The sequence below is a fragment of the Ruegeria sp. O5 genome (assembly GCF_056535105.1).
Genome location: NZ_JBQERN010000005.1, coordinates 31,413 through 45,976, shown reverse-complemented (window position 1 = coordinate 45,976; position 14,564 = coordinate 31,413). Strand labels below are relative to the sequence as shown.

General features: G+C 56.8%; 12 protein-coding genes. 11 read left to right on the top strand and 1 reads right to left on the bottom strand.

Annotation, left to right across the window (positions count from 1 at the left end; translation table 11 throughout):
- The first annotated feature begins 182 nt into the window (after positions 1–182).
- Positions 183–2,612, top strand: a complete 2,430-nt coding sequence (locus tag ACR0M3_RS09245) for a GcvT family protein (RefSeq protein ID WP_480910405.1) — start codon at positions 183–185, stop codon at positions 2,610–2,612.
- A 31-nt stretch (positions 2,613–2,643) separates the two neighbouring features.
- Positions 2,644–3,654, top strand: coding sequence for an Ldh family oxidoreductase (locus tag ACR0M3_RS09240; protein ID WP_480537521.1), 1,011 nt, complete (start codon positions 2,644–2,646; stop codon positions 3,652–3,654).
- 167 nt (positions 3,655–3,821) lie between these two features.
- On the opposite strand, the gene ACR0M3_RS09235 is transcribed toward ACR0M3_RS09240, so the two are convergent.
- The gene (locus ACR0M3_RS09235; protein WP_480910402.1) at positions 3,822–5,747 is read right to left on the bottom strand and encodes an FAD-dependent monooxygenase; all 1,926 of its coding nucleotides are present in this window, start codon (positions 5,745–5,747) and stop codon (positions 3,822–3,824) included.
- Positions 5,748–5,882: 135 nt separating this feature from the next.
- On the opposite strand from ACR0M3_RS09235, the gene ACR0M3_RS09230 reads away from it, so the two are divergent.
- The 9 genes from ACR0M3_RS09230 (at position 5,883) to ACR0M3_RS09190 (ending at position 14,490) form a co-directional block, all read left to right on the top strand.
- Entirely contained in the window at positions 5,883–6,326 is a 444-nt protein-coding gene (locus ACR0M3_RS09230; protein WP_480486113.1) for a MarR family winged helix-turn-helix transcriptional regulator, read from the top strand.
- 338 nt (positions 6,327–6,664) lie between these two features.
- Positions 6,665–7,705, top strand: coding sequence for a TRAP transporter substrate-binding protein (locus ACR0M3_RS09225; protein ID WP_480910399.1), 1,041 nt, complete (start codon positions 6,665–6,667; stop codon positions 7,703–7,705).
- 58 nt (positions 7,706–7,763) lie between these two features.
- Entirely contained in the window at positions 7,764–8,348 is a 585-nt protein-coding gene (locus tag ACR0M3_RS09220; RefSeq protein WP_480481631.1) for a TRAP transporter small permease, read from the top strand.
- The gene (locus ACR0M3_RS09215; RefSeq protein ID WP_209504353.1) at positions 8,345–9,658 is read left to right on the top strand and encodes a TRAP transporter large permease; all 1,314 of its coding nucleotides are present in this window, start codon (positions 8,345–8,347) and stop codon (positions 9,656–9,658) included. The genes ACR0M3_RS09220 and ACR0M3_RS09215 overlap by 4 nt, the downstream gene beginning before the upstream one ends.
- A 91-nt stretch (positions 9,659–9,749) precedes the next feature.
- A complete protein-coding gene (locus tag ACR0M3_RS09210; protein ID WP_480910396.1) occupies positions 9,750–10,514 on the top strand; it encodes an SDR family NAD(P)-dependent oxidoreductase in 765 nt (254 codons plus the stop codon).
- Positions 10,515–10,524: 10 nt separating this feature from the next.
- The gene (locus ACR0M3_RS09205) at positions 10,525–11,292 is read left to right on the top strand and encodes a crotonase/enoyl-CoA hydratase family protein (RefSeq protein WP_480910393.1); all 768 of its coding nucleotides are present in this window, start codon (positions 10,525–10,527) and stop codon (positions 11,290–11,292) included.
- A 4-nt stretch (positions 11,293–11,296) separates the two neighbouring features.
- On the top strand, positions 11,297–11,779 hold the full coding sequence (locus tag ACR0M3_RS09200; RefSeq protein ID WP_480910391.1) for a MarR family winged helix-turn-helix transcriptional regulator: 483 nt from the start codon (positions 11,297–11,299) through the stop codon (positions 11,777–11,779).
- A gap of 2 nt (positions 11,780–11,781) precedes the next feature.
- Entirely contained in the window at positions 11,782–13,599 is a 1,818-nt protein-coding gene (locus ACR0M3_RS09195) for a feruloyl-CoA synthase (RefSeq protein WP_480910389.1), read from the top strand.
- Between the two features lie 15 nt (positions 13,600–13,614).
- Entirely contained in the window at positions 13,615–14,490 is an 876-nt protein-coding gene (locus ACR0M3_RS09190) for an amidohydrolase family protein (protein ID WP_480486123.1), read from the top strand.
- Positions 14,491–14,564 lie beyond the last annotated feature (74 nt).

Below are 14,564 nucleotides of genomic sequence, written 5' to 3'. Positions count from 1 at the left end.
CCCAGACAGCGACCAATGCGAAGGCACCCGGTGAGAGGTGACCTGAACTAAGCCGCAGGAGAGATTTTTTGCGATTGTCTGGCGCCATGTTTCCGTAAAAACTTCGGAACGTTCTCATCTTACTGATTTCGGGCAGGCAGAGCGTCTGACACCATGATCAGTCGCAAGAAGGAAATCGGCAAATGAAATCACATGCCAAAGTTGTTGTCGTTGGCGGCGGATGTGTGGGCGCGTCCCTTCTGTACGGTCTGACACAGCACGGCTGTAGCGATGCGGTGATGCTGGAACGAACCACGCTGACCTCAGGCTCGACCTGGCATGCCGCCGGTCTGCTGGTCACCTTCGTGCGGTCCCATAACGTGTCGAAGATGACGATAGAAACCATCCGCATCTATTCAGAAGTCGAACAGAAGATGGGTACGTCGGTAGGCTTGCGTAAAGTGGGTCAGCTGCGCGTTGCCAACACACAGGAACGTTGGGATGAATTCCAGTCATATATCTCGATTGCCGAGGCTGCAGGTGTGCCCTGCAAACTGCTGACGCCCGCGGAAATTGCCGATGTTCATCCCCTTCTGAACCAGTCCGAGCATATTCGCGGCGGTATCCTGCATACCGAGGACGGCTATGTGAACCCGGCCGACATCACCATGGCAATGGCAAAGCTGGCGCGGGATGCGGGCGCCACAGTCTATCAGAACACCGAAGCACAGGCGTATGAAAAGCTGGAAAGCGGTCATTGGAAAGTGACCACCAATCAGGGAGAGATCACGTGCGAGCATCTGGTTTTTGCCACCGGCAACTATGCCCGTGAAAATGCCCGGCGCGTTGGGCTGGACCTGCCCTGCATTCCCATCGTTCACCAGTACTGGACCACGGAAACCGTTCCGCTGCTCAAGGAACGTCGTGCGCAGGGTTTGCCCGAGTTCCCGATCCTGCGGGATGAAGATTACGGCGCATATATGCGCGAAGATGTCGGTGGCATTCAGTTCGGGCCCTATGAATTCACCAAGGACCTAAAACTGTTTGCCGAAGACCGCGTGCCGCCTGACTTTGGCGCAGACCTCTTGCCCGAGGATTTCGATGCCGTGGAAACCCAATGGGAACGGGCAATCGAACGGGTGCCGGTTCTTGGCGAGGTGGGCATCAAGGCCAACACGCGCGGCCCCTTCCAAATGACGCCGGACGAATTGCCACTTGCCGGGCCAGCTCCGGGGCACAAAAACCTGTGGCTGGCCGAAGGGATGCCCGGTGGCATTCTGTGGGGCGGCACCGTGGGCGAACGGCTGGCTCGCTGGATCGTCGATGGTGATCCGGGCATGGACATGTCGGAGCTGGATCCGCGCCGTTTCTCTGACTACGCCTCCAAACGCTGGACCATGGACAAGGTTCGCGAAACCTGGGGCACGCATATGAACGCGCATATCCCCGGCGAAGATTTCCCGAACGCGCGTCCGATGAAAACCGTGGGGTCTTACGATCTGCTGACGGCGCATGGCGCAGTCTGGACCAGCTTCAACGGCTATGAATTCCCGCGCTGGTTCGCCAAATCGCCGCAAGAGGCGATCCCCGAACATTCTTTCCGCCGCACCAACCACTTGGAACGCGTTCAGGAGGAAGTGCACACCACCCGCGAAGAGGCCGGGTTCATCGAGATGTCGCCGATGACCAAGTTTACTGTACGCGGACCCGGCGCAGCGCGGTGGCTGGGCGGTCTGATGGCAAACAAAATGCCCAAGGTGGGCCGGATGAGCCTGTCGCTTTTGCTAAACCCCAATGGTGGCATGGATGCGGAATACACAGTTGTCCGCTATGCCGAGAATGATTTCTATCTGGTCTCGACCCCGAATTGGCGCGCCTATAACTGGGATCAGCTGCAACGTCTGTTACCACAAGATCAATCGGTTATCCTTGAAGACGTTTCGGAACAGTTGGGTGTGATCGCTCTGGCCGGTCCCAAGGCGCGCGAGATTTTGCAACCGCTGACCGACAACGATTTGTCGAATGCTGCTTTTCCCTGGCTCTCTGCGCAAAAGGGTGAAGTGGGCTATGCCAAAGACGTACACCTGCTTCGGGTATCTTACACAGGCGAGCTGGGTTGGGAACTGCACCATCCTGTCGGGTATAACCGACACCTTGTCGACCTGCTTTTGAAAGCCGGTGTAAAACCCTTCGGTCTTGAGGCATTGGAGTCCATGCGCCTTGAAAAATCCTATCGCGCCATCAACCGCGAGATTTGCAAGGACATGACACCGTATGAGGCCAGCCTTGATCGGTTTGTCGTCACCGAGGGGCGCGAGTTCATCGGAAAAGCGGCGCTGGAGAAGCAGAGAAGCGAGGGCAATCACAAACGGCTGGTCACGTTGAAACTTCCCTTTGGCGAAACTTCGGTGATGTTCGATGAGGGTGTTTATGCAAACGGTGAACTGATCGGGCGCGTTACGTCGGGTGGGTTCTCTTATTATTGCAACCACGACATAGCGATGGCACTTGTACCAAACGATATGACCGCGCCGGGTACAAGGATGCAGGTGTTGGTCCATTACGAAATGCGCGATGCCGAGGTGATCGATACTTGCGCCGTTGATCCCACCAACGCGCGTGCGCGTGCCTAACCCCTGAAGTAAAAAGACTGGATTTGAAATGATGACCGAACAATCGACCAAAACGCTTACTCTTGCCGAGGTTCGGGCGCTGGCGAAATCCGTACTTGTTTCTGCCGGAGTTAATGCACAGGGCAGCGATATTTTGGCCGACATTGTTACCCGGTCCGAGCGGGACGGACCGCGCAGCCACGGATTGCGTATGCTACCGGTCTATGTCCAAAGCTTCACCTCGGGCTATGCAAACGGCAATGCGAAACCCAAGGTAGAAAAGGCTGCCCCGGGCGTTTTGCGCGGTGATGCCGATAACGGATATTATCAGGTCGCCGCAGCAGAAGCCCGCGACACGTTGATCGAAATGGCGCAGGAATACGGCATTGCCGCGTTCACCTGCGCAAATTGCCACCATCTGGGCGCGTTGCGGTTTGACACCGAACCGCTGGCCGAGGCTGGTCTGGTAGCTTTCGCCGTGATCAACTCATTGTCCATGGTGGTGCCGCAAGGCGGGGTGCGCCCGGTTTTTGGCACCAACCCGATGTCTTTTGCCTGCCCGCGCGAGGACGGTGCGCCGATAGTCTGGGATCAGGCGTCTTCAATGGTTGCTTTGATGGATATCCGCATGGCCGCAGCCGAGGGGCACGACCTGCCCCGCCCCTCCGGGCTGGATCCTGACGGCCAACCCAGTACGGACCCGAACGCCATCCTGGAAACCCGCAGCCTGTTACCTTTTGGCGAGCACAAGGGCGCCGCAATCGCTTTCATGGTTGAGGTGTTGGGTGCCGCCCTGGCTGGTGGAACCCTTTCCGTGGACAATCAAGAACGCGAGACGTTCGGAGCCCTTAACATCAAAGGCGGTGCGACACTGATAGCGATTGATCCGACGCGGTTCGGCAACGCGGACTTCAATCAATATATCGCGCGCATTTGCGCAGAAATTGTCGGCAATGGGAACGCCCGTGTTCCGGGTGATGGGCGTCTGGCCAAACGGGCGGCAGCCGAGGCTGACGGTGTTGTGGTGAGCACCGAGGTTCTGGCCGCGTTAAACGCGTCCTGAAATACCCGCGCTTAGCTGACTGGCTAGAGAGCCTTCCTGCGACACGGGCGGCTTCAAGCGCCAATCCAGATTTGCCCAGGCGGTAATCTTGCCGAACCATGCACCGATGCAACAATCCATTCTCCCCCCGGAGCCTCTGTCCATTGCGGTCTAAGACGTCGCACTTATCAACCGCCGCCCGAAACAAACAGCCTGGAGAAGAAGTCAAACAGGTCAGCGTGACACTCTAATGGCAGGATATGCGCCACATATTGGTCCGGCCTGACGACGACCATACAGCCCTTTATCCGGTCAATTCCGCGCATTTCGTAGATGTCTTCGCGCCTCTTGTGATCAACACAAAAAACCTTTTCGAAGTCGCGCAGGCGGTACCTGCCCTTCTCGGGTTTCAAAAGAGACGGCATATCTTCATAATTCAGCGATTTGAAATCCTGCGGGAAGATGGCCCGAAGGTCTATCAAACCGTCGATGTCTTCGTATGGGCGCGCAAACCGTCGCAGAGGAGAGTTCGGATCGCTTTGCAAAGCCTCGCAAAGGTGATGGATCGATCCGCCTTGCGTACCTGCGTCTCCCTGTCCAGCGAAGGCATAGAGCCTCCAACGCGCATCCGCTTCGGCCACATGTCCCAATTGCATAGGCATGGCATCCGCAAGCCGGACAACTGGTGCGGAATGAAATCGCTTGCCTATAACCAGCCCACGCGCCAGATGCTGGTGAACCGGTTCGGCGACCAAGTCCGAAGGCCCATAGTGAACCGAAAGCCCGCCGGTGAATTCCAGATTTTCGATAAACTGTTTTTGAAATCGGGGCATGTCGGTGCCGTCAAGCTCTGACTCGCCCGGTGGCGCACTCATGATCCGGGCCCATTTATGGTCGGTTTCGACCAGTCTTTTGGCCTCTTGCAAACGCTCGGCCGAGTAGCTGTGAAGAAGGTCAGGCATTGACCTTCCTGTCAGCACATGCACCAGTTTCCAACCCAGGTTGAATGTATCGCCCATCGACACGTTCATCCCCTGACCCGCCTTGGGGCTATGGGTGTGGCAGGCGTCGCCCGCCGTGAACACGCGTGGGGTACGTGTTGCAATTTCATGCTGCGGGACATCGTCGAACTTGTCGGTCAACCTGTGGCCGATCTCGTAGACCGACCACCAAACGACTTCTTTTACGTCGATGGAATAAGGACGCATGATCCGGTTCGCGGCAGCGATGATATGGTCAGCCGTTAGATTGCGGTTGGCGACCCGCTCATCCGGGTTCAGTTTGTCAAGCTCGACATACATTCGGAACAGGTATCCGCCTTCGCGCGGAAGGATCAGAACGTTTCCTTCCGATGCCGATTGAACAAGACATTTCCGCCGCAAGTCGGGGAAATCGGAATTCGCCAATATGTCCATAACGCCCCACGCCTGGTGTGCGGCGTCGCCTTGCAGCTTACCCCCGATAGCCCTGCGCACATTGCTGCGTGCACCGTCACAGCCTACGACATAATTCGCACGTACTGTAAGCCGTTTTACCACGTCACCATCATCGCCCAGGCGTTCAAGCTCGGCCGTGACAGGGTGATCCGTGGAACCGGTATCAATCGTCAAATCGCTGACACGAAGCCCGTAATGGGGTTGCAGCCGCGTTGGAGCGTTTCTCATCACGTCCAGAAACAGCTCATGAATCCGGGCCTGATTCATCAAGGTATGTGGCATCTCGGATTGATCGTCGGCCACGTCCTGCACCGTGCCCGCCCGGCGGATGTGGTCCGGGTTTGCGGGATTGGGCGTCCAGAATGCCGTTTGGTTGACCCAATACGCTTCGCGCTTCACTCTCTCAGCGAAACCAAACGCCTGAAACATCTCCATCGAACGGACGTTGACACCGTCCGCCTGGCCTTTCTCCATCGGACCCGGTTTTTGATCCACGATCATTGTCGAAATTTCGGCGAACCCGGCCAGTTGCGCCGCAAGGCAAAGCCCGGCCGGTCCACAACCCGCGATCAGAACATCAACCTTTTCGGGGAGGGTTGTGGGGTGGTTGTGGTGACCGAACGCAGCCGGTTTGATATCCGGATCACCCGGACGAAATCCATCAACGTAATATTGCATTGTCCCCTCCTCCGCAGGTTCCTGCAATTTTAATAACTATACTTACTATTTCTTGTCAACAAAGATATGTACACTCACTAATTGCCGCGGTAGTTCTGAAAAAGTGACGGTGTAAAGTGATTTCGGAGGTTTTGAATGAGTATTTACGGAATGGCGGGTCACCTCATCCGCAGGCTCAATCAGATTTCAACCCACGTGTTCTCGGTCCGGATGCAGGAGGCCGGGATCGACCTTACATCCGTTCAGTACGCAGCACTTGAAACAATTCGCGCCGAACCCGGCATTGATCAGGCGACAGTCGCAGCGAAAATCGCCTATGACCGCGCAACAATCGGCGGGGTTATCGACCGGCTGGAGCAGAAAAACTACGTCAAACGCTCGGTCAGTCAACGTGACAGACGCGCGCGAGAGGTCACCTTATCCGAAAAAGGAAAAGACATCCTAGCGGCAGCTGCGCCAGTCGTAATTGACCTGCAAAACGAGATACTCGAAGGGCTAACTCCGAATGAACGCGAAACTTTCCTGAAGCTCGCAGGCAAGGCAGTTGAAGCTGTCACCGACGATAACACACGGTCTTGAATTCCACCGCGGGCGCTGGTCCAATTGAAACAGGGAAAGCAAATCCACCGTTTTCGCGCTTTAGTTACCGAAAACAGAAACTAAAATCTAAGAAATCTCAATTTACCTTTGAGCCAACCGAGGGCAATGTAATCCTGAGAGGATAACTTGGCGTCCGCGCATAACCTGTCTGTTGCGTAGCGTTTCGACGAAAAGGTTCACATGTGTGAGCATTCTGTTTTCCGAAAAGGACCTGAAACCAAACACTAAGAAAGTGGATCAAAATCGTTATAAAACATAACTAATATGAGCAATCATGAACAGGGGATGATACTCATAGGTCATCTAGGGAGGAGACCATGACCAACTTGCGCAGAACCATACTCAAATCTGCAGTGGCGGCGATTGCTTTTGGCGCCATGTCAACCACTGCCATTGCGGCCGAAGTGACACTGCGGATGCACCAATTCCTGCCAGCACAAGCCAACGTACCCAAGAACGTTCTGGATGTCTGGGCCGACAAGGTCGAAGCGGATTCGGATGGCCGGATCGAAATTCAAAGGTTTCCGTCCATGCAGCTTGGGGGCAAACCCCCCGAACTGATCGACCAGGCCATTGATGGTGTGGCCGACATTGTCTGGACGGTGTCCGGATATACGCCGGGCCGCTTTCCCCGGACCGAAGTGTTCGAACTGCCGTTCACCATGACGAATGCAGAAGCCGTCTCACGCGCCTATTGGGATCTGGCCGAAGAAACCATGATGGACGATGACTTCAAGCAGTTCAAAGTTCTCGGGCTCTGGGTGCACGGGCCCGGTCTAATCCATTCAAAGGAGCCGATCGAAAGCATCGAAGATCTGAACGGTGTAAAGCTGCGCGCACCGACACGCGTAACGAACGGCCTTTTCAGCTCGCTTGGGGCAACCCCCGTTGGCATGCCTGTTCCCGCGGTACCTGAAGCGCTGTCTAAAGGCGTGATCGACGCAACTGTGATTCCCTGGGAAGTGACAGGCGCCCTGAAGGTCAACGAGCTGGTCGGGAACCACACGACCTTTGGCGACGACACGCTATATACCACCACCTTCATCTTCGCGATGAACAAGGACCGCTGGGATGCATTGCCGGATGATCTGAAGGCCATCATCGACGCCAACTCGGGCGCTGAATTCTCGGCCTTCGCAGGCAAGCAGATGCAGGCCGATGATGACGGGCCACACAAGCAGGCGATGGAACGCGACAACAACATCATCACGCTGAGCCCGGAACAGGTTGCGGAATGGAAGGCAGCATCACAGCCGACCACTGACGCCTGGATCGCCGAGATGGATGAAAAAGGTCTGGACGGAACCGGCTTGCGCGCCCGCGCGCTCGAACTGATTTCGCAATACTCCGGCAACTGATCCGGTCGCTCTTCCGGCGCTATTTCCCGCTGGGAGAGCAATCCCTTTGGAGTTGATCATGCAGAAACTGGTTGAGCGCATCGCGCGCTTCATGGCCGTTCTCGGCGGTGTGGTTCTGACTGCGCTGGTCCTGCTGACCTGTGTCAGCGTGCTGGGGCGCGGCTTGAACACGCTGGGTCACTCGGACATTCTGACGTCACTGTCGGAAGCAGCAGCAAATGCGCTGATTGCATCGGGCGTCGGGCCGGTGAATGGCGATTTTGAACTGGTCGAAGCCGGCGTTGCATTCGCCATTTTCTCGTTCCTGCCGATCTGCCAGCTCTACGGCTCTCACGCCACGGTCGATGTATTCACAAACGCCCTTCCGGCTAAGGTGAACAAGGTGATCATCACGTTCTGGGAAATCATCCTGTCGCTTGTCATCCTTTTGATTACATGGCGCCTGTTTGTCGGCATGCAAAACAAGCTGGACTATGGTGAAACGACCTTTCTGCTGCAATTTCCTGTTTGGTGGGCCTATGGGCTAAGCTTTGTTGCCGCCCTTGTCGCATCACTTGTTGCTGTCTATTGCGCCGTCGCGCAGGTCATCGAGCTTGTCACCGGGCGTCATATCCTGCCCTATCGCGGGGAGGCCGCACATTGACCATGCTCGAACTGGGCTACGTGTCCTTTCCCGTACTTCTTATCATGATTTTCCTGCGCGCGCCGATTGGCCTTGCCATGTTGCTGTGCGGGATTGGCGGGCTGTATTTTGCCATGGGTGGCACCAGCATGTTCATGGCCAAGCTCAAAACCGAAACCTACTCTACCTTCTCCAGCTATTCGCTGACGATCATTCCGATGTTCCTGCTGATGGGGCAGTTCGCGACATTGTCGGGCATGTCTTCGGCCTTGTTCAAAGCGGCCGAAAGCTGGTTGGGCCACCGTAAAGGGGGCGTCGCCATGGCGGCAGTTGGCGCTTGTGCCGGATTTGGCGCAATCTGCGGGTCCTCCCTGGCCACCGCCGCGACGATGAGCCGTGTCGCGCTGCCCGAACTGCGCCGCTACGGCTATTCCGGCGGGTTTTCGACCGCAACGCTTGCTGCTGGCGGCACATTGGGCATTCTGATCCCGCCTTCGGTGATCCTTGTGATCTATGCGATCCTGACGGAACAGAATATCGCCAAGCTGTTTCTCGCGGCCTTTGTCCCCGGCATTCTGGCAGCGCTCGGCTATATCATCACGATTTCGATCTATGTGCGCATGTATCCTGACGCCGCCGGCACCCGCGAAGCGATCCCTTATCCTGAACGCGTACGGGCACTGCTGGATGTCTGGCCTGTCCTGCTGGTTTTTGGCCTTGTTGTTGGTGGCATCTATCTTGGCTGGTTCACCCCAACCGAAGGCGCAGCCGTGGGGGCGGCGGGAACCGGGCTGATCGCATTGATCTCGGGCAATCTGAACTGGCAGGTCTTCGTCGAAAGCATCATTGCCACGGCCTCAAGCACGGCGATGATCTTCTTCATCGTGTTGGGCGCGGGGCTGTACAACAGTTTCCTAGCGCTCACTCAGGTACCGCAGGAACTGTCTGGCTGGGTCGTTGGACTTGGGCTCAGCCCGTGGATGGTGTTGTGCCTGATCCTGGTGTTCTATCTGATCTTTGGATGTCTTATGGACAGCCTGTCAATGATCCTGCTGACAATCCCGATCTTCTTTCCGGTCATCAGCGCACTGGATTTCGGCATGAGCCCCGAACATGTGGCCATCTGGTTCGGTATTCTGGTTCTGATCGTTGTCGAGGTCGGGCTGATCACCCCTCCGGTCGGAATGAATCTGTTCATTATCAACGCCATGGATCGTTCAACCCCGATGACCCAAACTTACAAGGCGGTGATGTGGTTTGTCACCTCTGACATCATTCGGGTCATGATCCTGGTGCTGTTTCCGGCCATTACTCTGTTCCTGATCCCCTAGCTAAATCACCATCAGCGGTCCGAGGCGGGCTCATCCGACAATAGATATGAGGCACAACAATGATTGAACATACCAAACTGGAGAGAGCACCATGCAGTTAAGTGGATGTATCGCCCTGGTAACCGGTGGCGGAAGCGGACTGGGTGCTGCAACGGCAAGGCATTTCGCCGCCAGCGGAGCAAACGTTGCCGTTTTGGATTTCAATGCTGAAGGTGCGAATGCAGTCGCTGACGAAATTGGTGGCCTTGCCCTGCAAGCCGATGTCAGTGACGAGGCCGCCGTGAGTGCCGCGTTTGGGAAGGCAATAACCCATTTCGGGTCGGCGCCCAGAATCGCCGTCAGTTGTGCAGGCGTCGGCATGGCGGCCAGGATCGTCGGGCGCGAAGGCAAGCTGTCCTTCGACGTGTTCGAGAAAACTCTGCGCGTAAATCTTTTTGGCACTTACAACGTGATGAGCCACGCAGCGAGACTCATGGCCGAGCTGGACCCGCTGGCTGACGGTGAACGCGGTGTGATCATCAACACGGCGTCGGTTGCGTGGCAGGACGGTCAATTGGGTCAAGCGGCATATGCCGCGTCCAAAGGGGCAATCGCTTCGATGTGCCTGCCTGCCGCACGGGAACTCGCACAGTCGGGTATTCGGGTGATGGCCATCGCACCTGGCCTGTTCCACACGCCAATGATGGAAGGCTTGCCGGAAGAGGTCACTGCCAAGATCACTGCGAACATTCCCTTCCCGGCCCGCCTTGGCGAAGCGCGCGAGTTCGCAATGCTCGCCGAACAGATCGTTGAAAACCCGTTTTTGAATGGCACCACTATTCGACTTGACGGCGCCGTTCGTCTGCCGACCCGGTAAGGAGTTCCCCATGGACAGCCAAATCCTGAACATTGAGGTCAACGGATCCATCGCGACCCTGACCATGAACCGCCCCGACAAGCGAAACGCGATGTGCGAGGAACTGTTGGGCGCGCTGGATGATTTCTTTTCTGCACCACCCAAAAATGTACGTGTGGTGATACTGATCGGAACTGAAGGGCACTATTGTTCCGGATTGGACCTGTCCGAGCATGTTCATCGTACAGCCGAGGAAAACCTGCATCATTCCCGCCACTGGCACAGTGTCATGGACAAGATCCAGTTTGGTGGGCTTGCGGTTGTCTCGGCCATGTTTGGTGCCGTGATCGGCGGCGGGCTGGAACTTGCCGCGGCAACACATGTTCGCATCGCTGAACCTTCGACGATCTTTCAGCTTCCCGAAGGCCGACGCGGAATATTTGTCGGCGGCGGTGCGACCGCGCGGGTCGGTCGCCTGCTGGGGGCCGATCGGATGACCGAGATGATGTTGACCGGCCGCAAATATGGTGCCGACGAAGGGGTATCGCTGGGGCTTGCACATTATAGCGTGGGTGAAGGCGAGGCTTTGGCGCTGGCCCAAAAGCTGGCAGGTAAGATTTCCCGAAACGCGCCACTGTCAAACTATCTGATGATTCAGGCGGTCGCGCGGATCAATGAAATGTCGCAAAACGACGGGCTGTTTACTGAATCGCTGGCCGCGGCCCTGTCGCAAACAACACCGGATGCCCAGGAAGGACTGCGGGCCTTTCTTGAAAAGCGCGCCCCGAACTTCAGGTGAACACATGAAAAGGAAACATGAACACACGCCAGAAGACAGCGCGCCAAACACGATCAGCGATGCCACGCTGCGGGGCTTTGTCGGTTATCGCATGAAACGGGCCTTCAATGTGGTGCAGGAAGACCTGACAACAACTCTGCGGCCCTTTGATCTGCGAATGCTGACATATACGGCACTGGTTCTCATCGTCGATAACCCCGGTTTGCGGCAGTCCCAACTGGCTGACGCAATGGATATCGAGCGCCCAAACCTTGTCGTCATCATTGACGAGCTGGAGCGCAGGGAACTGATCGTCCGCGACCGGGTACCCACCGACCGGCGCGCCTATGCCCTCAGGACGACACTGGCGGGCAGGCAATTATATGAAAAGGCCGTCGCCGCGGTTACCGCCCACGAAGGCAAGCTGCTGGCCGGTTTGGATGACGCAACCATCACCACCGTTTTCGATGCCCTCAGGACGATCGAAAAAGCGAGGGAAAGGGGCTGATCATGCAACGCACATCGGAATACCTGGTGCATTCTGTTTCGCGCGAAGATCGGGCCGACGGCTCCATCCTGCTAAAATCGAACCACACTCTTGGTCCTGTCGTCGACAAAACCGGTGTCTGGCTGCACGCCTGGGCCTCGGACGCGCCTGACCGCACGTTCATTGCTGAACGCAGCGGCGCGGGATGGCGCAAGGAAAGCTATGCGACCACGCTTGAAAAGGTGCGAGCCATCGCAAGCTCGCTATTGGGGCGTGGGATGGGGCCTGACACACCGATCCTGATCATGAGCGGTAACGGTGTCGATCACGGTCTGCTAAGCCTTGCTGCTCAGTATATCGGCATACCAACAGCCCCCGTGGCTGAGCAGTACGCGTTGATCCATGGCGCGCACGGCCGCCTGCGCCATGCCATCGAACTGGTGCGCCCGAAGATGGCCTATGTCGTCGATGGGGATCAATACCGAGAGGCGCTGGAACTGGATGCGCTTCAAGGGGTCGAAATCGTAGCCAGCCGACAAGGCAGGAACAGTCAGGTCACAGCGTTCGACGAACTTCTCAAAGGGGATGTCAGTGTCGATCTTGCGGCCGCCTATGAACTGGTTGGCCCCGATTCCGTCGCCAAGATCCTGATGACCAGCGGTTCAACCTCGGCCCCGAAGGGGGTCATCACGACCCAACGCATGATGTGTGTGAACCAGACCATGCTGGCCGACGCGTTGCCATTTCTGCGCACGCGTCCGCCCCGTGTGGTCGATTGGCTGCCATGGAACCACGTCTTTGGCGGATCACATAATTTCAACATGATGCTCGCCAACGGCGGAAGCTTCTACATCGACGACGGCAAACCGGTAGCTGGTCTGTTTGAGCGGACGCTGGAAAACCTGTCCATGGTCACCGGCACGCTCAGCTTCAATGTTCCCGTAGGTTACGGCATGCTGCTGGGCGCATTGCAGCGGGATGGCGAATTGCGTCAGCGGTTCTTCGAAGAACTTGATCTGATCTTTTATGCGGGCGCTTCACTGCCACAGGACATCTGGTCTGGATTTGAACAGATGGTGCTGGATGTCAAAGGTGAGATACCGCTGATGACCTCATCCTGGGGACTGACCGAGACAGCGCCCGCCACAATGATGCAGTCCGAGCCCATTGATCGTTCCGGGGTTGTTGGCGTTCCGATGAACGGCGTGACACTCAAGCTGATACCGGATGAAGACATGCGGTGCGAAATGCGCATCAAAGGGCCAAACGTGATGCCCGGGTATTTCAACGAACCCGAAAAGACGGCCAGTGTTTTCGATGAAGAAGGGTTTTTCATTACCGGCGACGCCATGCGGTTCATCGACCCGCAGGACGTAAACAAAGGTATGAAATTCGATGGCCGGATTTCTGAAGATTTCAAGTTGCTGACCGGTACATGGGTGCGTGCCGCGCAATTGCGGATGGACTTGTTGACCTGTCTTGCGCCTCTTGCCTCAGATCTGGTCATTACAGGTGCCGACCGAAATGAGATCGGCGTCCTGGTCTTTCCCGATGTCGCCGAGTTGAAGCGGGAAGGATTTGACCTGAGCGACGACAGTGGCGCCTACCGCTGCGCACTGTTGCAAGGCGAAATCCACCGCCGCCTGACAGAGCGCGCACGCGAGTTACCGGGCAGTTCCACACGGATCGGTCGCGCCATTGTCCTTAGCGAGCCCGCCTCGATGCCCGAGGGCGAAATGACCGCCAAGGGGAACCTCAATTTCCGCAAAATACTGACACGGCGGCAAAATTTACTTGTGCGTCTTTATGACGACGCCGACCCGGCAATCGTAAAGATCTGAGAAAGGAACGAACAGATGGTCGATATCTCCAAGGTTCGCGCAATCGACATTCACACCCACGCTGAAGAACCCTGCGGGTGCCACTCGGATGATGGCTATGACGACCTGCAGGCAACCATGGCCAACTACTTTGGCGCTCCGTGGAGCCACCCGCCTACGGTTCCCGAAACTGCACAGCACTATCGTGAGCAAAACATAGCCGCGGTGATCTTCCCGGTCGATGCCGAGCGGGAGACCGGCTATCGGCGCTACAAGAACGAAGAAGTTGCCGCTTTGGCGGCGGAAAATGACGATGTGCTCATCCCGTTTGCGTCAATCGATCCGCACAAGGGCAAGATGGGCGCACGCGAGGCGCGCCGCCTGATCCGCGAATTTGGTATCAAAGGGTTCAAGTTTCATCCGACGATGCAGGGGTTCTACCCCAATGACCGTATGGCTTATGACCTTTACGAGGCAATCGCCGAGGAAGGCTGCATCGCCCTGTTTCACACGGGCCAGACCGGTGTCGGTTCGGGCATGCGCGGCGGTAACGGAATGCGGCTTAAATACTCGAACCCGATGTTCATGGATGACGTCGCCGTCGATTTTCCGGATATGAAGATTATCCTCGCCCACCCGTCATTTCCCTGGCAGGAAGAGGCTCTGTCCGTGGCGCAGCACAAGCCCAACGTCTATATCGACCTGTCCGGTTGGTCACCAAAGTACTTCCCCGAGATCCTGGTGAAATACTGCAACTCGATCCTCAGGAAAAAGGTTCTGTTTGGGTCCGACTGGCCAATGATCACTCCTGAACGCTGGCTGTCGGATTTCGAGAAGATCAATATCAAGGACGAACTGCGCCCGGACATCATCAAAGGCAATGCCGCGCGCCTGCTGGGACTGACCCCGTGATGCTGCCCCCTGCCCCATCGCGTCCCTACCCAGTCACTTTGAGATTCGACAGTGCCAAACCGCCAGAACCGGGC

Bases quoted from the DNA above. Each gene is read 5' to 3' on its own strand.
- ACR0M3_RS09245 (WP_480910405.1), top strand. From the start codon at position 183: ATGAAATCACATGCCAAAGTTGTTGTCGTTGGCGGCGGATGTGTGGGC.
- ACR0M3_RS09240 (WP_480537521.1), top strand. From the start codon at position 2,644: ATGACCGAACAATCGACCAAAACGCTTACTCTTGCCGAGGTTCGGGCG.
- ACR0M3_RS09235 (WP_480910402.1), bottom strand. From the start codon at position 5,747: ATGCAATATTACGTTGATGGATTTCGTCCGGGTGATCCGGATATCAAA.
- ACR0M3_RS09230 (WP_480486113.1), top strand. From the start codon at position 5,883: ATGAGTATTTACGGAATGGCGGGTCACCTCATCCGCAGGCTCAATCAG.
- ACR0M3_RS09225 (WP_480910399.1), top strand. From the start codon at position 6,665: ATGACCAACTTGCGCAGAACCATACTCAAATCTGCAGTGGCGGCGATT.
- ACR0M3_RS09220 (WP_480481631.1), top strand. From the start codon at position 7,764: ATGCAGAAACTGGTTGAGCGCATCGCGCGCTTCATGGCCGTTCTCGGC.
- ACR0M3_RS09210 (WP_480910396.1), top strand. From the start codon at position 9,750: ATGCAGTTAAGTGGATGTATCGCCCTGGTAACCGGTGGCGGAAGCGGA.
- ACR0M3_RS09205 (WP_480910393.1), top strand. From the start codon at position 10,525: ATGGACAGCCAAATCCTGAACATTGAGGTCAACGGATCCATCGCGACC.
- ACR0M3_RS09200 (WP_480910391.1), top strand. From the start codon at position 11,297: ATGAAAAGGAAACATGAACACACGCCAGAAGACAGCGCGCCAAACACG.
- ACR0M3_RS09195 (WP_480910389.1), top strand. From the start codon at position 11,782: ATGCAACGCACATCGGAATACCTGGTGCATTCTGTTTCGCGCGAAGAT.
- ACR0M3_RS09190 (WP_480486123.1), top strand. From the start codon at position 13,615: ATGGTCGATATCTCCAAGGTTCGCGCAATCGACATTCACACCCACGCT.